Raw genomic sequence first — 19,624 nt, 5'->3', positions numbered from 1 at the left:
AATAATAGAATTAGGCAGACTAAAGATATTATTTATGAAGATGGAAAATTTAAAATTATAGTAGATGAGCAGGGAGTGGCTTATCCAGGCATAACAACTAATCAATTAATTATAAAGGATAGTGGAAGAATTTCTACTGTTCTTTTTTATTTTCAGGTTGGAACAAGCTTAGATAGAGAAATAATTCAAAGCATAAGCAAGATTGAAGTGTTGGAGCAGTTAGATGAATATGTAGTTACTGCTTTTGCTAACTTAGATGAGTATGAAAAAAGGATAATAGCCGGTGATTCAGCTATTAGAAAACTTAATGATGATATGATTGCAGCCGAAAAAGTTAGAGATGCAGCAGAACAGAAAAGAGAAGAGTTTAAGTTGTTATTAGAAAGTAAACTTGAAAATGGAGAGTTTACAGGAGCTACAGGGGAGCAAGGGCCGCAAGGTATTCAAGGTGAAAGAGGATTACAAGGTCCACAGGGAGAAAGAGGATTACAAGGGGAGAAAGGACCACAAGGAGAACAAGGGATACAAGGCCCTCAAGGCCCTAAAGGCGATACACCAGATATGACAGCTTTTGAGGAAAAAATTAATGCGCAATACGAACAAATTAACACAAAGGTAATTTCTGTAGAAGAAAGAGTACAAGCTATAGAAGAAAATGGAGTAGGTGGAGGAAATGCTAATATAGATGATACTACTATTTCTAAAATTTCTACATGGTCTAGTGAAAAAATAGAAGACTTCGTACACACAAATGATGATGTAGTATGGAGTACAGTTCAAGGTGAAAACTTATCTATAGAGTACACTAAAGAAGGATATCTCAGAGAAGTTGAAATATGGGGTAATACTTTGCAGGATGATACTGATAGCGTCAATATTATTCATAGTTTTATAGGTAATTATAATTTAGATACGACTTCGGGTTATACTATGGTGGACAATAACTGTATTTGTACTGATTTTATAGAAATTAACCCAACTGAAAGTTATTATGTACACGGTTCTAGGACAGTTATTGTATGTGCATATGATGAAAATAAGAATTTCATAAGTGGAAAGCAAACAATATCTTATTTAAACCACCCTACTGATGTATCGGCTAGTAATTTTACATTACCTTCTAATGCTAAATACATTAAAGTTAGCATTAGAGATGTGAATACACCGTATCAAATTGTAAAAGGTACTAGTCCATTACCCTATGAACCCTATCATAAAGCTGATTTATCAAATATCCAACATCTAGGTGAGTTATATGTAGATGAAAGCGGGCAACCTATTCTTGATGGTGAAGGTAGAGAACAGTATAAGATTGAGATTGAGAGTAGGAATTTTTATAATGAAGAAGAATTATTAACAATTACACCTAAAACTCATAAAACAACAATTTTATTACCTTGCCAGTTATGCAAAGCTGGTGATGTTGCTGATAGGTTGTTCTGGGATAATGAGAAAGGTAAATATGTTGTTGAGAAGAACCTAAATCAAACGGTTACGTTTAATGGTTCAGAGGATTGGACATTAAATTGGGGTTCAAGTGATAATTATATAGGTTTTAACTTAGAAGGATATATCTCTGATTTTAAACGTTATAGTATGAATTATTTAAATAATAAAATTTTAACAAAGACAGAGTACTCATCTCTGACTACTAAAGATTTTGAGTGGATTTCTTTACATCCAAGTAGAATAGCTTTTAAAGTGGCTAAGAATAGGCTTTCTACGTCTGATTTAGAAGGTATAAAAGCATGGGTAAAAGATCTTTATGTGATATATGAATTAGATACTCCACAATTAATAGAAACAACTATATTAGAAGAAATAAAGCAACCAACTTACAAGGATTTAACTCACTTGTTTGTAACTGGTGGATTAGATGGAACTATAAAAGCTAAAGCACCTTTAGACGGTGGTAAAGCTATACAAAGTTTAGGTGCTAAGAATGTAGCTTTAAATGAGGAAGTTATCACATTAAGTTTAGAAAATGAAGAAATTAAAGAAGTAAATAATACTCAAGACATATTAATAGATACAACAATGATGGCTACAGATGAAGTATATACAATGTTAGAACCCATCTTAGAAATGATACCACAAACTATGTCTTTAGAAAGGAGCGTGAGTAAAATGGTAGATATGTATGTAGCTATGGTACAAAGAGGACTTAAAACAATAGAGCAAGTACCAGCAAGATATAGAGAAGAAGTTAGAGAAATACTTGCAAAATTAGAAAAGTAATTTATAAAAGTAATCTTTGAAAATTTAATAGTATTATATTTACAAAATATGCTATAATTAACTCATAATTGTATTAATTTTTCGTGAATATACTTAAATTGAAAGGAATGAATTAGATGGTAGAAGCAGAGTTAGTTGCTATTAAAGTATCACCTTTACTTATTAGTATTGGAATTATAATTATTATTGGAGTAGGCTTATTAATCTATATGAAAAAAAGAAATAAGTCATAATGTTAAACTTAGACGAACCAATGTATTATTTTAAGTTCGTAGATTATTAGAGTTAAAAGAGGGGGATATATATGAATAAAATTTATAAAAATCTTATAAAATCATTTTTATTTGGAATAGTAATTATCTGGGGATTTCTTTTTATGTTCATTGAGCTATTTAGATTTAATGGAAAAGATGCAGCACTCGCAATAATAGGACTATCCATTATATCAACTATAATTTACTGTACATACACAATAATTGATACAATAAAAGAATACTGTGGAAAATAAATTATTGATGAATAATTTTAAACTAAAGATGAACTAAAGTAGTATAAGGAGTGGTTGATTTATTATGGATAAAAAAATAAGTGTAAATTCTAATAAGACAGGTTGGTTATTATTATGCTTAACTGTAGGTGGAGTATTGGGGATACTTGTTTGGAATATGAAGTTGTTATAAATATGAATAATCTTAAATAAAAAATAATAAATATAAAGGAGTTGGTATAATGAAGTATATACTTTTTATAATTATAGGTTTTATAACATATTTTTTAGTTGAATTTCTATCCATAAATGTAGGATATGCTATAGGAGCAGGTCCAGGTGATATTGGACTAATCGTTACAGCAATATCTATACTATGTGGAATAATAGTGGTGTGTACATGCATTCTAGTAGATGCAATAAGAAATATAAAAATAAAATAATTATAGAAAACTTTAAAGTTATGCGAGTTAGTTGAGTATTAAACTTCTCTATAAACAAGAATTTGTAAAGTAGGTTTTGTGAACAGTTTTAAAGCAATGTTCTCTAAACAAAAATAAAATGGGGGGATTATTATAAAGAAGAAATTTATATTAATTATTACATTAATCATGACTGTAATAGTAATTTCAACCTTTATAGTGATTAATAGTAATGGTAGGGAAAAAAGTATAGAAGCAGCTTTGAATATTGAAACAACTAGTAATCATAGAATAATTTATGAGGAACCTACCGATAAAGGAAGTATTATTTTCGGCATTAGTACAGGGAATTTTAAAGAATATCTTTTCACAGCCTTTGTTAATAAAAACTTATTTGGATATAAGGATTTATACAGTGGAGTTTCCTCAATTGATGGCTTTGATGCAAGGGATTTAACAGTTCAATACTTTCCTGCAATTAAGCAAACTTCATTACCAATATATTTTGGAGTGATATTAAATAATGAGATAGAAACGGTAAGTGTAAAACAAGTTAATAGTTCAGAAGTTAAAATGGCAAAAATAATTGAAGCTGGTGGCACGAGAATCTGGCTTGTCTATATGAATGGCTTTGAAGGCACTGAATTTGAAATTGATGGATATAGTAGGGATGGAACTTGTGTCTATAATCTTAAGGATACCACTCCATGGAAAGTTGAGCAAAAACCTATTAAAAGCCCATATGAGTAATTTAAAAGTATTACGAGGATAAAATTAAATATTTAACTATGAAAATACCGTATTATTAAAAATTAATATGCGGTATTTTTTTAGTACGTAATTGATAAAAATTGTTACTTAAAATTGATATATATGAAAAATAAAAATAAGAATAGATATAATAGATGAGTGATTCCAAGAATATTAAATATAGTTAAGTCGTTAATAATATTATATTTCTATTATCTCTAAACTTATTTTTATTAAAGAAACTGAATAGGTTATTAAAGAAGTCAGATAAAATATAACTTCCTTAAAAGAGAATAAGTTGTTAATTAAATCCCGTAGCAATCAACTTATTCTCTTAAAGTGGGTGAAATAATTCACAGTAATATTTTATGAAGGGATATTAAATATATTCATGGAAAAGTTAGGAGCCGAAAGGCTCTTTTTTAATACAAAAAAATAAAAGGAAGGTGTAAAGATGGAAACAATAAGCATTGCATTAATTTGTAGCATTATAGGAGCAGGAATAAGTTATTTTACTTTTCAAAGAAATCGTACAAATGATATTAGAGCAGATACAAGAGAGGAAGCAGATACTAGGGCTAAATTAGATTACATAGCAACTGCTGTAGATGAAATAAGATTAGATAATAAAGCTAGGGATAGAGAAGTGACAGAACTTAAAGAGAGAGTTATAAGAAATGAAGAAAGTGTAAAATCAGCGCATAAGCGTATTGATGGATTAGAAGAAGAAAGAGGAGCGTGTTAATCATGGAAAATTTATTAACTTTTATACCGGAGTTTTTAATTATTGTTATTGTTGCAACTTATGTAATGGGTGTATTTCTTAAAAAGTTAGAAACTGTACCAGATAAGTTTATAACTTCATTGTTAATGTTATTTGCAATTACTATAGCTGTATTATTAAATATTATAAATACTCAATACAAAGTATCTTTAGATACTATAGTTAATGGATTGTTATATGGAATACTTTGTTGGGGTGTAGCTGTTGGAGTAAATCAAACATATAAACAATTAAATAAATCAGAATAATTGAAAGTGCCTATATGGTCTTCTTTTATTTTATATTTTAAGGAGGGAGATTAATGGTTAAAATTATAGAAACTTTAATACCAGCTAATACGAATGCTAGGCCTTGTTTACCATTGCTTGGATTTATAGGTGTTACTATACATGAAACAGGAAATAGAAATAATGGAGCAGGAGCAAAAAATCATTCTATTTACAAAACTGTAAATGGAGGATGGAATGCAGAAGAAAGTTATCATTATGTAGTGGATGATAAGGAGGCATATAGATTAGTTCCAGAAGGTGAGACTACCTGGCAAAGTGGAGATGGATCAAATGGAAATGGTAATAGAAAAACCATATCGATTGAAATATGTGTTAATCCAGATAGTAATTTTGAAACAGCTAAAGATAATGCAGCAATGTTAACTGCTGATATACTTAAAAGAAGGGGGATTAATTCAGCAAATGGATACGTTCATCAACATAATAAGTGGAGTGGTAAAAACTGTCCTGAAACAATAAGAGAAACTGGACAATGGAATGTTTTTGTAGATAGGGTTCAATTTTATTTAAATAATGGGACTAATCAAAATTCAGAATTAAATAAAGAGGAGATGAATTATAGTATGTATATTTTTTCAGCAAACTGGTACTTAAAGAAGTATCCTGATGTAGCCGCAAATAAGACTTATAAAGATAATCCATATTTACATTATGAGAAGTATGGTAAAAAGGAAGGTAGACAAGCTTTACCACCAATACCAGCACAATATAATGAAGGTGCTTATTTAGAATTAAATCCTGATGTTGCAGCAGCAGTTAAAAAAGGAACATATACAAGTGGACTACATCATTACTTACAATATGGATTCTGCGAAAGTAGAAAGATATGTAAAAATGATAGTATAGAAGCTATTAAAAAGAGATGTGAAGATCTAGAGGTTAAATTAGAAGAAATTAAAAAGATAGTAGAGTAATTATTAAGGCTAGTAGGTAGGAGGAATCTTACTTACTAGCCTTTTTTTAATTTACTTGACGAAATAGTTGAAAAAAGCAAAAATATTTGATAAACTTTTCCTAAAGGTATAAATTATAAAATAAATTTAGAAGGAGAGATTTTATGAGAGAAGAAAATTACACCTTATACTATTCCAATTTTATTTCAAATGAAGTGAAAGGAAAAATTTACGAAATATTTTATGTGGGAATAAGTGCTTATAATAGATTATTACAAGAAAATCCAGAAATGATAAACTCAAAGTTTTTCAAAAATATAGATGCCAGATTATTAACTTTTTTAGTCTATAGACAATATGAAGATGAGACATTAAAAGAAAAGTTTCCTTTGAAAATAAATATAAATAAAGTTAATAATTTTGGATATAATACTTTGATATTAGAGGATAGAAAATATAGACTTAGCATAGCTAAAACACTTAAAAAGTTTTCTTTACCTAATAAATCAAAGTACCGAAAATTCGAGTGTAGGAATAACTCTAAAGAAGATATACAGTTGAAATTTAATTTTGATGAAGTTAAGGTTAAATTAGAAGATGATAAGAGGTATTTTATAATTGGATTTAGTGTTAAAGGTGGAGAAATTGATCATTTAGATTTATTAATGCCAAATTCAAGCATGGACTATACAATAGTGAATATTGATTTGTTAGATGAATACTATCGTTGGATTAGTGGAAGTAAGGATGAACCAGAAGTGGAACAACAAATAGTAAGAATGAAAGAAGAGGCATTAAAATTCGTCAGCAATGAAAGGTGATTTTAATGAATACAATAGAAATTAATAGGTTAAACAATAAAATTATACCAGCTAAAATTCGAGAAGCAAGAATTGCTAGAGCTATGTCATTATCTGAATTATCAGAAAAAATAGGAGTATCAAGCCAAGCTATTTCACAATATGAGATTGGCACATCAACTCCTAGTGCTCCTATTTTAATGAATATTATACGAGAATTAGATTTTCCATCAACATTTTTTTACAATCCTAATGTTATTGATAATAGTATGAGTAGTAGTGCCACATATTTTAGAAGTAATAAAAATATTACAAAAAAAGTAAAAGAAGCTTTTAAAGTTAGAATATACTGGATTGATAATGTAAGAAATTTTTTAGGTGAATATTTGGAATTACCAGAATTAAATTTACCTAATTTTGATGATTTATTAATTGATGATGAACTTGATAGTTTGAAAATTGAGGAAATTGCTACAAGGTTAAGACAATATTGGAACTTGGGAGATGGTCCAATAGGGAATATGGTAAATTTACTACAAAAAAATGGATTTACTATTAGCAGATTAGAATTTAACAACAAAAAAGTAGATGCTTTTTCTAGATGGTATCAAGGGGTGCCTTATATAGTCTTAGGTTCTGATAAAAATTCTGCAGTTAGATCAAGATTTGACTTAGCACATGAATTAGGACATTTAATTATGCATAGACACATTAATCAAGATGATTTATCAAATAAAAATACCTTAGATAAAATAGAACTAGAAGCAAACCAATTTGCAGCAGCTTTTTTATTGCCATTAAGTTCATTTAATAAGGAAGTTATATCATCCTCTATAAATCATTTTGTTATATTAAAAGAAAGATGGAAGGTATCTATTAGTGCTATGATCAGAAGGTGTAGTGATGCAAATATTCTTACAGACAATCAAATTAGATATTTAAATTCACAGATGATAAAGTATAATTATTATAGAAAAGAACCATTAGATGATGTTATAAAGATAGAAGAACCTTATTTGATAAAGCAAGGCTTAAATCTGCTATTAGAAAATAATATTCTAAATAAGCAAAAGGTTTTGGATATACTATCACTTAATGCTATAGAAGCAGAAAAATTATTTTGTCTAGGAGATAATTTCTTTGGGGAAAATAATAAAATAATAAACTTAAAAGTTGTAAATCAAAGGTAGCAATATGCTACCTTTATTTATTTCTTTCTCCACAAAGTCTACAGCAACAATACCCACCAGGAGTAATTTCACAAGTATTTTCACTTCTTAAATCCTTAGTAGAACAATTATCACACCAACTACTATTACACCAGCAGTTATAATTTTCATTTACATCTTTATATTGAACAATACATTTCTTCATAATTCCACCATCCTCTATTTAAAGGATAACAGAATATATGTTTGCTATCAATGTAAAAATAAATATTAGTATAATACTATTATTTATTTATAGTATCTTTATTTAATTCAATATGTAGATTATTAATTTTTTCAAGAGTGTTATAAAAATAAAGCAGAATACAACTAATAGTAAAAAGAGTAGTAACAAGAGCAAGTAAAATTACAATTAATATAAAAATAATTAAATTAAATATCAAATATATCACCTCATTAATATGTTTTACATTAAAAGGAAATTTAAACATCTCATAGAATAAATATTATAGGGGTGGTGTTATGGTTAAAAATAGATTATTAGAAATAAGATTAAAATTAGGTTATAGATATGCTAAAGATTTTGCAGAATACTTAGGTATAAACAATCAACAATATTCTAGGTATGAATCTAACAAGAGTCAACCAACATTGGAGACTGCATATAAAATAGCGAAAAAACTAAATATAAAAATAGAAGATTTAATAGAGGAGCAGTGAGTATAGCTTCTCTTTTTTTATGATTTAATAGACTATTTAATCAATTAAAAATAAAAAAATAAAAAAAATCGATTAAGTAGTCAACTTTTAAATACATAAGGCATACATTAAAGTATAAAGACAAGCAAGGACACACACTTCATTAAAAATGAATGCCATACAAAGGCAATAAATGTGAGAAGAGGTGTAATGATGATACTTGGAGTCGATTTGGGAAACTGGAACGTAAAGACAAGTGAAGAGGATATATTTCCTAGTAGGTATACAGTTGTAGAAAACATCTTAGGCTCTACCGGAGATGTTTTAGAGTACGAAGGAATTAAGTATTACATGAGAGAAGGAAAACTTGAAAATAACTATGATAAAGCTAATAAAGAAACTAATGAAATTTTATTTTTATATTCATTAGCATTACAAAAAGATACTTGCTTTAAAGCAGTTGTTGGACTTCCTGCACTAGCCTATAAAACTAATAGAGAAATATTTAAGAATAAGTTATTAAATCAAAAAATGCATGACATTATATTGAATGGAACATATAAAAAAATAATTATAGAAGATTTAATAGTATTTCCAGAAGGAGCAGGAGCTTATTTTAATTTAGTTAATAGACCTAAAAACTGTGTAATTATTGACATTGGTGGAGGAACCATTAATATAGTTAGCTTTAAAAATGGTAAATTAGATAAGTGTACAACTATAGGGAAAGGTATGATAGAACTTTATAACCAGATAAGAGATTATCTTAATGCAACTTATACTTTGAAATTAGAACTTGAAGATATTGAAGTAATAATGAGAGAGGGTTTAAAAGTTGATAACGAGGAAATATCTTTTACTTTTATAAAGCCGATAATTAATGCATTTATAATTGATCTAATGAATGAATTAAGAAATTTTCCTATAAGGACAAGTAAAGTTTTGTTAAGCGGTGGAGGGAGTAAGCTTCTAAAGGCCCCATTAAGTAATATACCAGGATTAGAAGCAATAAAAGATTACCTATTTGCAAATGCAAATGGATTTAAAAAGGTAGGTGAAGCTAAATGGAAAGAATGAGGATAGTAATTAACTTCAAGAATACACCTGAGGATATTGAGCTTTATAAAGAATTAAAAAAGCATAGTAGCATAAGTGGATATGTGAAAGATATACTTAAAGGAATTATAAATAACACATCTATAGATAGCAAAGAGAGAAACTCAAATGATGATATTTTTGATGGAATTAATGATATTATCGGAGGGTAGATATGAAAATATTTAATAATTACAAAGAAGTAGCAGAATTTATTGGATGTAAGTATTGGGAAGTTGAAGAGGCTGATAATAGATATATTGGAAGAAGATATTTTCAAGTTAATGGGATTGAACTATTTAAACATTTTAAAAATAATAAGATTCATTATATAAAAATAAATCAAGGAGATAATGAAGATTGCAAGAAATACTTTATGGAATATGAGCGACACGAATACACATGGTTAGTCTATGTAGATGATATAGAAGGTTGGCAACATTGTGAAGTATTAAATGTTGAAAATAATCTATTGGGAATAATAAGAGCTACAGTAGTTACTCCAGAAGGTACTAAATTGAATAGAAGAGTGAAATTTGCATTAGATGAAGAAGATGAAGAGTTTAGGCAGGATGGATGTATTTATTTTATAGAAAAATAGCAATAAAATAGCCCTAAATCTTAATGGCAAGACTTAGGGCCAAGTAATTACTTTTGAAACTTGTTTCTACAAGTAATTTATGCGATAAACATTAAAAAAATGACTATTTTATTAAATTAACTAAAAATTACTATTGCAGATACAACAGCAAAGCATGCAAAGTAACCTAATGCGAAAGTAAACATGAAACACCTCCGACAAAATTAATATTAATATTTTAACCAATTCTATAAATAATATTCAGGGGGAATTATGGAGGTAGGAATTACTTTAAATAATAAATTAATTTATAGTAAAGACTTTTCTAAAAAAATTTATAATGAAGAGTTTGCTAAAGTTGTGCTTAGAGATAAAAAGTTAACTAGATGCGCAGTGTTTTTAATAGCAGGACTTAATTATTCTACTAAGGTTATGGCAGATGTGAGCGAAACAATGGCTAAGATGGATAATGCAGGCTTTATATTTTTAGGATTAATACAAAGAATAGGATTTTGGGTATGCTTATTAGGGTGCTTATTAGAGATATTAGTGGCTGTATTTAAAGAAGGTAGAGGAAAGAATGCGTTATTACCAGTAGCTCTAAAGTGGATTGGATTATTTGCAGCATTTTATTTATTACCTACTGTTTTCCAATTAATTAAAGATTTATTTTCATAGGAGGTAAAATAAATGGTTGAAAATATTTCTAATGAAATAGTTTTAGGCTTAAAAAATTCAATTTTAAAACTTTTAAAGTGGATCTTATCAGGAGTAGTAGTAAATGCTTTTTGGATATGCTTAATTATCTGTATGATTTCATTAGTGTTGTATATATCTGGATTAAAGAAAGCTGGCAAGTATTGCACAGTAAGCTTTATAGTTTATATTGTATTAGAAGCTATAGGAAGTGCTTTCCTATGATTAAGAGTATAAAACTAAGTAAGTATTTTGAGTTAGTAAAACCAGAATATAGTTATATACAAGTTATTCCACATAAGAGCATTAGAAATTATAATAGTGCGAATATAGCTAAAGCAATAGCTTATACATTTAAAAGAGCAGATAAGATGATTAAAATTGAACAAAAAAAGTTGTTTTTTAAAACTAACTTTAAAATTAGTTATGTTATAGACATTAATAAAAGCAATGCCAGTTTTTATTTTATAGTTCCAAAGCCATTTGTTAATGTTATTCTAGAGAAAATATGCGAGATATGGTCAAAGGCTACAGTTAAGATTTTAGATGATCCTATAAATGGATTTACTAAAAATGCAGAGTATTATGAGTTAAGTTATAAGAAAGAAGATGCTTTAAGCCTTAATACTGATTTTAGAAGTAATGAGCCTTTAAACTCTATTTTAAATGTAATGGATATAATGAAAGATGATGATAGAGTAACTATTATTTATAACTTTGTATCTAATCCACAATTCAACTGGATTGATAGATATAACAACACCATGAATAAGATAAGAGAAAGAAAATCTATAGATAAAAATATATTTAGTATTAATGCTATTTGTAGAAATACTTTAATTTATATTTTAGATACAATAAATGCAGTAATAGAAGTAATTAATGACTTTACTGGTGGTAGCAATAAAGAATCTAAGGAAAGTATGTATAATGTAGTTTTAGGAATTTTGGAGAAGCAAGATGAATTAAGTGTGGCTACTAAGAAGAAAAAGGATTCAACTGTAATTAATACTCAAATAGGAGTTATAAGTGATAGTATTGATGATACTAGGAAAAATAATAATGTTATTGCAGTTACTCAAGCTTTTAGAAGCATAGATGGTGATAATGAATTAGTATCTGATAGGGTTAAGACACCTTTTACATTAGAACAATATAATTATAATACTAAGATAAGTACAGTGTCAGTTGAAGAAGGTTCTAATTTTATACAAATACCAGCTAGAACACTTCTTAATCAGCACAAAATAGATCATATAACAGTAGAAGAAGCAGCAGTACCAGATGAATTAAAAGTAGGATACATTTCTTTGGGGGAGAATAGAAATAAAGGAAATGTTATTAACACATATTTAGAAGATGATTATGACATAGGTTCATTGCCACTAATGATTTTAGGCAGACAAGGTGGAGGGAAATCCACCTATCTAGCTAACTACTGTAAGTATGCTATGAGTAGGAATGAAAGTATATTTGTATTAGATTATATTAAGAACTGTGAAATGAGTAGAGATATTGAAACAGTAGTACCAAAGGATAAGTTGGTTATTTTGGATTTCTCTAAAGTAGAGAATTTACAAAGCTTTTCTTATAATGAATTGAAATTTAAGGAAGACACATTTGAAAGCAAATATGAAGTTGCTAATAAGAAAAGTCAATTGACTTTAGAATTAGTTAATTCAATTAATTTAAATGGAGATCCATTTTCCCCAAAGATGGAACGGTTCCTGATGTCAGCTTGTGATATAGTTTTTACAATTAAAGAGAATGCAACTTTTAAAGACATAATAAGATGTTTAACGGACCATAAATACAGGGGGAATATCATTAATAATATTCCTGAAGAGTATATAAAGAAATTTGAGGAAGATATATCAGCGCTTGAAGAGTTAGATGAATGGTCAAAAGCAACAAAAGATACACCATCAGAAAAGATTGGTACTAGGGAAAGTAAAATCGAAGGTGTATTAGATAGAATGACATTACTTAAAAGGGATTTTTATTTGAAAATGATGTTTAATAAAGCACCAGATGATAATGTTAATTTCATTGATCTAATGGAGCAAGGGAAAGTTGTATTAATAAGGCTACCTCAAAGTAAATTTAAAAAGTATGTTAAAAATGTTATATGTACTTTTTTAATGACTAAGCTATGGACAAGTGTTGAAACTAGGGGAGACATTTATAAGAAGCCCACACGAACTCATATTATAATAGATGAATTGAGTCAGATTCATACAGCAGAAATGTATTTAGATTCTATTATAACCGAAACAAGAAAGTATGGATTTAAACCAGTTTTAACAGGACAAAGATTATTTCAGCTTAGTAAACAATTTATAGAAGATTTAAAGAGTGCTGGAGCAAGTTTTATGATGTTAAAAGGTAGTTTAAAAGAAGATTTTACTTACTTTAAAGAAGAAATAGGAGAAGATTTTACTTATGAAGATTTAGACAGTATGGAACAATACAGTAGCTTAAATTTAATTCAATATTCAAAAGGTTTCACTAGTTTTATAACTAAGTTACCTAAACCTGTATAGACTAGGGAATTACCCCTAGTCCTTTTAATTTATAATTCTTCTAGTAAAGTAAAGTTTTGACGGCAAAAAAACGGCAAAAACATCTTTCACTTTCTTTACTTTATATTCAATTTAAGATGGTGTATAATCAATACAAATGGCTTAAAGTCGTGATTATGTAATGGAAAGTATTAGGAGGAATGTAAATTGGCTTTAACACCGATGATGAGACAATATATGACGATTAAAGAAAATTATCAAGATTGCATTTTATTTTATAGATTAGGAGACTTTTATGAAATGTTTTTTGATGATGCTAAGACAGCTTCTAGGGAGTTAGAATTAGTGTTAACAGGAAGAGAATGTGGATTAGAAGAAAGAGCTCCTATGTGTGGAATTCCATTCCATGCTGCTGCTAACTATATATCAAGATTAGTATCTAAGGGGTATAAAGTAGCAATATGCGAACAGGTTGAAGATCCAGCTCAAGCTAAAGGTATAGTTAAAAGAGATGTAATTAAAATAATAACACCAGGAACATTTATAGAAAATTCAACTGATGAAGAATATAAAAACACTTATATTATGAGTATAGTAGAAGAAGATGGATATTTTGGAATTGCATCTTCAGATATTTCTACTGGAGAGTTTAAAACTACATTTTTTAAGAATTTAAAAACAACATTATTAGATGAGATATCAAAAATATTACCTAAAGAAATTGTTGTAGATATTAATTTTAGCGAAGATACATTGAATGATATTAGAAGTGTTAACAACTGTTTAATTACAAAAAAAGATATCAAGACATTTAAGTGTGATGATTACGAACTTATACAACAATTTAGTGAAGTAGAAGTATCGGGGCTAAATGCTGTTAGTAAGTATGCCTCTTCAATATTACTTAAATATATATTAGATACGCAAAAGATTAATTTAACTAATATTAATGTACTTACAACATATGATATTGTAAATTATATGACTATAGATAGTAGTTCGAGAAGAAATTTAGAGCTAACAGAAAATATAAAAGAAAAATCTAAAAAGGGAAGTTTAATATGGGTACTAGATAAAACATCAACTACAATGGGAGGAAGAACTTTAAGAAAGTGGATAGAAGAGCCTCTTATAAGTTTAAAGGATATTAATGATAGATTAGATTCTGTTGATGAGTTGTTTGATGATATATATTTTACTGATGAACTTAGAGATTTATTAAAGAATATATATGATATAGAAAGAATAGTGGGTAAAATATCTAACAAAAATGTTAATGCTAAAGATTTAGTTTCATTAAATAATTCGTTAAAAAAGTTACCAGAAATAAAAGAGAAGCTTTCAACATGTAAATCTGAACTTTTAAGCTCATGGTATGAAAAGTTAGATACATTAGAAGATATTAGTTCAATTTTATCAAGTGCTCTTTTAGAAGATCCTTCTACCTCTGTTAAGGAAGGAAATATAATTAAAAATGGATATTCAGAAGTTGTTGATGATTTGAGAGAAGCTAAATTTAATGGTAAGGAATGGATTGCTTCTTTAGAAAATAAAGAGAGAGAATTTACAGGGATTAAATCGCTAAAAATAGGTTATAATAAAGTTTTTGGATATTATATAGAAATATCTAAAGCAAATTATAGTTCTATTCCAGAGGGAAGATATATTAGAAAACAAACATTAGCTAATGCAGAACGTTACATAACTGAAGAATTGAAAGTTATGGAAGAAAAAATATTAGGTGCAGAAGAGCAGTTAATAGCATTAGAATACAAACTATTTGTTGAACTTAGAGATAAAGTTGAAAGTCAAATACCAAGGCTTAAAAATAGTGCGAATATAATATCATCATTAGATGCTATTACAACACTTGCTAAAGTTGCAATGGAAAATGATTATATTAGACCTAATATAAATAATGAAGGTATTATTGATATTAAAAATGGAAGACATCCAGTTGTAGAAAAAGTTATTAATAATGGAGAGTTTGTATCAAATGATACTTATATTAATAAGAAGGAAAATAGATTTTTATTAATAACTGGCCCTAATATGGCTGGTAAATCAACATATATGAGGCAGGTAGCACTAATAACATTGATGGCACAAATAGGTTCGTTTGTACCAGCAAGTTATGCTAATATTTCAGTATGCGATAAGATTTTTACAAGAATAGGTGCATCTGATGATTTAGCTGGTGGAAAATCTACTTTTATGGTTGAAATGTGGGAAGTATCTAATATATTAAAAAATGCAACTTCTGATAGCTTAGTTTTATTAGATGAAGTAGGAAGAGGAACATCTACATATGATGGACTTAGTATAGCATGGTCTGTTATAGAGTATATTTCTAATAAATAAGAGTTAAAATGTAATACATTATTTGCAACACATTATCATGAGTTAACAAAACTTGAAGGAATAATTGAAGGTGTTAAGAATTATTCTGTTGCAGTAAAAGAGACAAATGAACAAGTGGTATTTTTAAGAAAAATAGTTGAAGGTGGGGCAGATCAATCTTATGGTATAGAAGTTGCAAAACTTGCAGGTTTACCAAAGGAAGTTATAAATAGAGCAAAGGTTATTTTAGCTAAATTGGAAAAGGATAAATCTTTTGAAATTGATAAATTATTTGAAGTAGAGTTAAAAGAAGAAGCTGTAGAAAATGAAGAACAAGCAAAAGAAGAAGTTGCTGTTGAAGCTATAGAATCAAATGATGTGTTTGATAAAGAAAATTATCATACAGTAAATGAAGAGGTTAATAAATTTAACGAATCTAAAAATGAAACAATTCAAATGGACTTTTCAATGATAGAAAAGGAAGCATTAATAAAAGAAATATCAAATATTGAGGTTATGATGATGACACCTCTAGATGCTATGAATACCTTATTTAAAATAGTGCAAGATGCAAAGAAATTAAAATAAGGGGTATATCAATATGAAGAGAATAAATATATTAGATGAACATACTTCTAATAAAATTGCAGCTGGAGAGGTTGTTGAAAGACCTTCTTCAGTTGTAAAGGAACTTGTAGAAAATTCTATTGATGCAGATGCTAAGAATATTACTGTAGAGATTGAAGAAGGTGGTATATCACTTATAAGAGTTATTGATGATGGTAATGGTATATATAGAGATGATATAGAGAAAGCTTTTATGCCACATGCAACATCGAAAATATCAAGTGTAGAAGATATTTATTCTATAAATACACTTGGGTTTAGGGGTGAGGCTCTTCCATCTATAGCATCTGTTTCTAAATTAACACTAAGAAGTAAAACTTCAAATTGTGATTTAGGTATGGAAATAGTTTTAGAAGCTGGAGAAAAGAAATCATTAATTGATGTAGGTATGAATAATGGCTCTGTAATGGAAGTAAGAGATTTATTTTATAATGTTCCAGCAAGAAGAAAGTTCTTAAAATCTACATCAAGAGAAGGGAGTTTGATAAATGATATTATATTAAGAATTGCTTTGGCAAACCCCGATGTTTCTTTTAAATTATATAATAATGGAAAAAAGATTATACACACATATGGTGATGGTAATTTAAGTAATGTAATTAGAACTATTTATGGGAAGAATATTTGGGAATATACATTACCATTTAATTACGAAGATGATAGTTTATATATACATGGTTATATAGGAAAAGAGGATATTGCTAGAGGGTCAAGAAATAATGAGAGTATTTTTGTAAATAATAGATATATAAAGAATAAGACTATTGTTGCAGCAGCTGAAAATGCTTTTAAATCATTTTCAACTGTAAATAAATTCCCATTTTTTGTTTTATTTATTGATGTTTCACCTGAATCTGTAGATGTAAATATACATCCTACAAAGGCTGAAATAAAATTTAAAGACGAAAGAATAGTATATAAACGTGTTTTTGATGCCATACATTCAGCATTAAAAGAGGATATTTTTAAATCTTTTTCAGAGAATAGTATAAAAGAAAATCAAGAAGAATTTGAAGAAATTAAGTTAAACATAGAAGAAAATAATAATCCATCAGTAAATGAAGAAGTAATTATAAGCAAAAGAGAACCTTCAATTGAAAATGTATATAATAGTGTTACTATTGAAGATGTAATTAAAGAAGAGGAACTTTACAATAAGTTAAAAAACTTAAATAAAGATACTCAAGATGGCAAAAATGCAGAAAATAATAGTATTACTTCTGAAAATAAAAATTCAATAAGTGAAATATTAATTAAAGATAATGAAGATAATAAATATAGAGATAGTGATAATATTATTGATAATGAAGTTAATATTGCTAAGCTTGAAATTGATAATAAGACTCCTAAGTTTCCGAAGCTTAGAATTATAGGTCAATTTAATAAAACATATATATTAGCAGAGCATCTAGATACATTATATATAATAGACCAACATGCAGCTCACGAAAAGATAATATATGAAAAGTATGTTAAAGATATAGAAAATAAAGAGATAGTTGTACAGTCTTTATTAATTCCATGTATAGTAGATTTGTCATTTGATGATTTTGAATGCTATAAAGAAAATATAGATATATTTATTAATTCAGGTTTTACTATTGAAGAATTTGGTGGTAATACTATTGCATTAAAGGAAGTTCCTTATTTTTTAGGAAAGTTAGATGCTAAAAATTTATTATTAGAAATGATAGATAATTTAAAGAATTTAGGAAGTGGAAAAACTACAGAAGTTAAATTAAATAAAATTGCTAGTATGGCATGTAGAAAAGCTGTTAAAGCTAATGATTATTTAACTCAAATTGAAATGGAAAAACTTATTTCTGACTTAAGATATATTGATAACCCTTTTAATTGTCCACATGGTAGACCTATAATAATTAAATTTACAGAATATGAATTAGATAAGAAATTTAGAAGAATAGTATAGAAAGGTTTTTTACATGAATAAAAAAGTATTAGTTTTAGCAGGGCCTACAGCTGTAGGTAAAACAGAATTATCATTAAAATTAGCAGAAAAGTTGAATGGTGAAATTATATCTACTGATTCTATGCAAATATATAAGTATATGGATATAGGTTCAGCAAAGATATCGCAGGAAGAAATGAAAGAAATAAATCATCACTTAATTGATGTTGTAGATCCTAATGTTGAGTTTTCTGTTGTAGATTTTAAAAATAAAGCGCAGAAGGTTATGGATGAATTAATAGAACATAATAAACTTCCTATATTAACTGGTGGAACAGGGCTATATATAAATGCATTAACATGTAATATGAATTTTACTGAAGCTGATAAGGATGAAGAGTATAGAAAGTATTTAAATGAACTAGCTGATGAAAAAGGTGATAAATTTATACATGATATGCTAAAGGAGATTGATCCTATAAGTTATAATTCAATTCATTATAATAATAGAAAAAGGGTTATAAGAGCATTAGAAGTCTATAAAGTTACTAATAAACCATTTAGTTCTTTTAATTCAGGAGAAGAGTTTTATAATAGTGAATATGATGTATACTATTATGTATTAACTATGAATAGAGAAAAGTTATACGAAAGAATTAATAGAAGAGTAGATATTATGTTTGAAAAAGGGCTGTTAGATGAATGTATTAAACTAAAGAAAATGGGGTATAATTCATTTATGCAGTCTATGCAAGGAATTGGTTATAAAGAGATATTTCTATACCTTGAAAATAAAATAACATTAGAAGAGGCTAAGGATATGATTAAGCAAGGTTCTAGAAACTATGCTAAAAGACAATTAACATGGTTTAGAAGAGACCCAAGAGCGGTTTTCCTAGATAAAGATACATTGTCTGAAGAGGAGATATTAGAAAGAATAATTAATGATTTAAATTATAAAAAATAAATATTTAATTTTATGGAGGTGTAATATAATGAAAGAAAGTAATAACTTGCAAGATATATTTTTAAATAATGCAAGAAAAAATAAAATTTTAGTATCAATATACTTGGTAAATGGGTTTCAATTAAGAGGTTTTGTTAAGGGATTTGATAATTTTACTGTTATTTTAGATTGTGAAGGTAAACAAATGATGGTATATAAGCATGCAATTACTACTATTACTCCTAGTAAATTAATTAACTTAAATGAAAATGATAATTAAAGATGAAAGTTTTACTTTCATCTTTCAGACTGCTGACAAAGTGTCAGTAGTCTTTAATTTTATACAAATATGTAATATAATTTAAAATATATTAATT

At 27.6% G+C, this 19,624-nt stretch carries 21 protein-coding genes and 1 pseudogene; 21 read left to right on the top strand and 1 reads right to left on the bottom strand.

Features of this window, described 5'->3' with window-relative positions; translation table 11 throughout:
- From LPC13_RS17050 to LPC13_RS14900, 10 genes are all read left to right on the top strand, one after another.
- Nucleotides 1-2,238, top strand: a 2,238-nt coding sequence (locus tag LPC13_RS17050) for a collagen-like triple helix repeat-containing protein (RefSeq protein ID WP_267956004.1), incomplete at its 5' end; no start/stop codon positions are given.
- A gap of 116 nt (nucleotides 2,239-2,354) precedes the next feature.
- Nucleotides 2,355-2,471: an LPXTG cell wall anchor domain-containing protein gene (locus tag LPC13_RS14940; RefSeq protein WP_147576273.1), complete on the top strand. Its 117-nt coding sequence runs from the start codon at nucleotides 2,355-2,357 to the stop codon at nucleotides 2,469-2,471.
- A gap of 71 nt (nucleotides 2,472-2,542) precedes the next feature.
- Nucleotides 2,543-2,746 (top strand): hypothetical protein, encoded by a 204-nt coding sequence (locus tag LPC13_RS14935; RefSeq protein ID WP_005215116.1) that lies wholly within the window; start codon nucleotides 2,543-2,545, stop codon nucleotides 2,744-2,746.
- 221 nt (nucleotides 2,747-2,967) lie between these two features.
- The gene (locus LPC13_RS14930) at nucleotides 2,968-3,168 is read left to right on the top strand and encodes a hypothetical protein (RefSeq protein ID WP_005215118.1); all 201 of its coding nucleotides are present in this window, start codon (nucleotides 2,968-2,970) and stop codon (nucleotides 3,166-3,168) included.
- Nucleotides 3,169-3,336: 168 nt separating this feature from the next.
- Entirely contained in the window at nucleotides 3,337-3,897 is a 561-nt protein-coding gene (locus LPC13_RS14925) for a hypothetical protein (RefSeq protein ID WP_005215121.1), read from the top strand.
- Nucleotides 3,898-4,351: 454 nt separating this feature from the next.
- Nucleotides 4,352-4,642: a hypothetical protein gene (locus LPC13_RS14920; protein ID WP_005215122.1), complete on the top strand. Its 291-nt coding sequence runs from the start codon at nucleotides 4,352-4,354 to the stop codon at nucleotides 4,640-4,642.
- Between the two features lie 2 nt (nucleotides 4,643-4,644).
- Nucleotides 4,645-4,929, top strand: a complete 285-nt coding sequence (locus LPC13_RS14915; RefSeq protein WP_005215123.1) for a phage holin family protein — start codon at nucleotides 4,645-4,647, stop codon at nucleotides 4,927-4,929.
- A 53-nt stretch (nucleotides 4,930-4,982) separates the two neighbouring features.
- On the top strand, nucleotides 4,983-5,885 hold the full coding sequence (locus LPC13_RS14910; RefSeq protein ID WP_234088976.1) for a peptidoglycan recognition protein family protein: 903 nt from the start codon (nucleotides 4,983-4,985) through the stop codon (nucleotides 5,883-5,885).
- Between the two features lie 143 nt (nucleotides 5,886-6,028).
- Nucleotides 6,029-6,685 carry a hypothetical protein gene (locus LPC13_RS14905; RefSeq protein ID WP_234088975.1) on the top strand — a complete coding sequence of 219 codons (657 nt, stop codon included), beginning with the start codon at nucleotides 6,029-6,031 and terminating at the stop codon, nucleotides 6,683-6,685.
- A 5-nt stretch (nucleotides 6,686-6,690) separates the two neighbouring features.
- Nucleotides 6,691-7,854 (top strand): helix-turn-helix domain-containing protein, encoded by a 1,164-nt coding sequence (locus LPC13_RS14900; RefSeq protein ID WP_234088974.1) that lies wholly within the window; start codon nucleotides 6,691-6,693, stop codon nucleotides 7,852-7,854.
- 13 nt (nucleotides 7,855-7,867) lie between these two features.
- Here the strand turns inward: LPC13_RS14900 and LPC13_RS14895 are convergent, their stop codons facing one another.
- Nucleotides 7,868-8,038 (bottom strand): hypothetical protein, encoded by a 171-nt coding sequence (locus LPC13_RS14895; RefSeq protein ID WP_234088973.1) that lies wholly within the window; start codon nucleotides 8,036-8,038, stop codon nucleotides 7,868-7,870.
- Nucleotides 8,039-8,355: 317 nt separating this feature from the next.
- On the opposite strand from LPC13_RS14895, the gene LPC13_RS14890 reads away from it, so the two are divergent.
- The 11 genes and pseudogenes from LPC13_RS14890 to hfq all read left to right on the top strand — a co-directional run bounded on the left by LPC13_RS14890 (nucleotide 8,356) and on the right by hfq (nucleotide 19,527).
- Nucleotides 8,356-8,553, top strand: a complete 198-nt coding sequence (locus LPC13_RS14890) for a helix-turn-helix transcriptional regulator (protein ID WP_234088972.1) — start codon at nucleotides 8,356-8,358, stop codon at nucleotides 8,551-8,553.
- A gap of 192 nt (nucleotides 8,554-8,745) precedes the next feature.
- The gene (locus tag LPC13_RS14885; protein WP_234088971.1) at nucleotides 8,746-9,609 is read left to right on the top strand and encodes a ParM/StbA family protein; all 864 of its coding nucleotides are present in this window, start codon (nucleotides 8,746-8,748) and stop codon (nucleotides 9,607-9,609) included.
- Nucleotides 9,597-9,800, top strand: a complete 204-nt coding sequence (locus tag LPC13_RS14880; protein ID WP_234088970.1) for a hypothetical protein — start codon at nucleotides 9,597-9,599, stop codon at nucleotides 9,798-9,800. Before LPC13_RS14885 ends, LPC13_RS14880 begins: the two co-directional genes overlap by 13 nt.
- A gap of 2 nt (nucleotides 9,801-9,802) precedes the next feature.
- A complete protein-coding gene (locus LPC13_RS14875) occupies nucleotides 9,803-10,228 on the top strand; it encodes a hypothetical protein (RefSeq protein WP_234088969.1) in 426 nt (141 codons plus the stop codon).
- A 252-nt stretch (nucleotides 10,229-10,480) separates the two neighbouring features.
- A complete protein-coding gene (locus LPC13_RS14870; protein WP_234088968.1) occupies nucleotides 10,481-10,885 on the top strand; it encodes a hypothetical protein in 405 nt (134 codons plus the stop codon).
- Between the two features lie 12 nt (nucleotides 10,886-10,897).
- Nucleotides 10,898-11,128, top strand: coding sequence for a hypothetical protein (locus tag LPC13_RS14865; RefSeq protein WP_005215136.1), 231 nt, complete (start codon nucleotides 10,898-10,900; stop codon nucleotides 11,126-11,128).
- Nucleotides 11,125-13,446 carry a hypothetical protein gene (locus LPC13_RS14860; protein WP_005215138.1) on the top strand — a complete coding sequence of 774 codons (2,322 nt, stop codon included), beginning with the start codon at nucleotides 11,125-11,127 and terminating at the stop codon, nucleotides 13,444-13,446. The genes LPC13_RS14865 and LPC13_RS14860 overlap by 4 nt, the downstream gene beginning before the upstream one ends.
- Before the next feature lie 186 nt (nucleotides 13,447-13,632).
- Nucleotides 13,633-16,353 (top strand): annotated as a pseudogene (mutS, locus tag LPC13_RS14855) (DNA mismatch repair protein MutS).
- Nucleotides 16,354-16,366: 13 nt separating this feature from the next.
- Nucleotides 16,367-18,322 (top strand): DNA mismatch repair endonuclease MutL, encoded by a 1,956-nt coding sequence (gene mutL / locus LPC13_RS14850; RefSeq protein WP_005215142.1) that lies wholly within the window; start codon nucleotides 16,367-16,369, stop codon nucleotides 18,320-18,322.
- Nucleotides 18,323-18,335: 13 nt separating this feature from the next.
- Nucleotides 18,336-19,268: a tRNA (adenosine(37)-N6)-dimethylallyltransferase MiaA gene (gene miaA / locus LPC13_RS14845; RefSeq protein WP_005215143.1), complete on the top strand. Its 933-nt coding sequence runs from the start codon at nucleotides 18,336-18,338 to the stop codon at nucleotides 19,266-19,268.
- A gap of 25 nt (nucleotides 19,269-19,293) precedes the next feature.
- On the top strand, nucleotides 19,294-19,527 hold the full coding sequence (hfq, locus tag LPC13_RS14840) for an RNA chaperone Hfq (protein WP_040419930.1): 234 nt from the start codon (nucleotides 19,294-19,296) through the stop codon (nucleotides 19,525-19,527).
- Nucleotides 19,528-19,624: the final 97 nt, after the last annotated feature.

The organism is Clostridium celatum, from assembly GCF_021412605.1.
Taxonomy (GTDB): domain Bacteria; phylum Bacillota; class Clostridia; order Clostridiales; family Clostridiaceae; genus Clostridium; species Clostridium celatum.
This window is presented reverse-complemented; position numbering and strand designations above follow the sequence as displayed.

Coding starts and splice junctions, on each gene's coding strand:
- LPC13_RS14915 (WP_005215123.1), top strand. CDS start 4,645: ATGGAAAATTTATTAACTTTTATACCGGAGTTTTTAATTATTGTTATT.
- LPC13_RS14860 (WP_005215138.1), top strand. CDS start 11,125: ATGATTAAGAGTATAAAACTAAGTAAGTATTTTGAGTTAGTAAAACCA.
- LPC13_RS14905 (WP_234088975.1), top strand. CDS start 6,029: ATGAGAGAAGAAAATTACACCTTATACTATTCCAATTTTATTTCAAAT.
- miaA (WP_005215143.1), top strand. CDS start 18,336: ATGAATAAAAAAGTATTAGTTTTAGCAGGGCCTACAGCTGTAGGTAAA.
- LPC13_RS14895 (WP_234088973.1), bottom strand. CDS start 8,038: ATGAAGAAATGTATTGTTCAATATAAAGATGTAAATGAAAATTATAAC.
- LPC13_RS14910 (WP_234088976.1), top strand. CDS start 4,983: ATGGTTAAAATTATAGAAACTTTAATACCAGCTAATACGAATGCTAGG.
- LPC13_RS14880 (WP_234088970.1), top strand. CDS start 9,597: ATGGAAAGAATGAGGATAGTAATTAACTTCAAGAATACACCTGAGGAT.
- LPC13_RS14935 (WP_005215116.1), top strand. CDS start 2,543: ATGAATAAAATTTATAAAAATCTTATAAAATCATTTTTATTTGGAATA.
- LPC13_RS14865 (WP_005215136.1), top strand. CDS start 10,898: ATGGTTGAAAATATTTCTAATGAAATAGTTTTAGGCTTAAAAAATTCA.
- LPC13_RS14925 (WP_005215121.1), top strand. CDS start 3,337: ATGACTGTAATAGTAATTTCAACCTTTATAGTGATTAATAGTAATGGT.
- mutL (WP_005215142.1), top strand. CDS start 16,367: ATGAAGAGAATAAATATATTAGATGAACATACTTCTAATAAAATTGCA.
- LPC13_RS14940 (WP_147576273.1), top strand. CDS start 2,355: ATGGTAGAAGCAGAGTTAGTTGCTATTAAAGTATCACCTTTACTTATT.
- LPC13_RS14920 (WP_005215122.1), top strand. CDS start 4,352: ATGGAAACAATAAGCATTGCATTAATTTGTAGCATTATAGGAGCAGGA.
- LPC13_RS14875 (WP_234088969.1), top strand. CDS start 9,803: ATGAAAATATTTAATAATTACAAAGAAGTAGCAGAATTTATTGGATGT.
- LPC13_RS14885 (WP_234088971.1), top strand. CDS start 8,746: ATGATACTTGGAGTCGATTTGGGAAACTGGAACGTAAAGACAAGTGAA.
- LPC13_RS14870 (WP_234088968.1), top strand. CDS start 10,481: ATGGAGGTAGGAATTACTTTAAATAATAAATTAATTTATAGTAAAGAC.
- LPC13_RS14890 (WP_234088972.1), top strand. CDS start 8,356: ATGGTTAAAAATAGATTATTAGAAATAAGATTAAAATTAGGTTATAGA.
- LPC13_RS14930 (WP_005215118.1), top strand. CDS start 2,968: ATGAAGTATATACTTTTTATAATTATAGGTTTTATAACATATTTTTTA.
- LPC13_RS14900 (WP_234088974.1), top strand. CDS start 6,691: ATGAATACAATAGAAATTAATAGGTTAAACAATAAAATTATACCAGCT.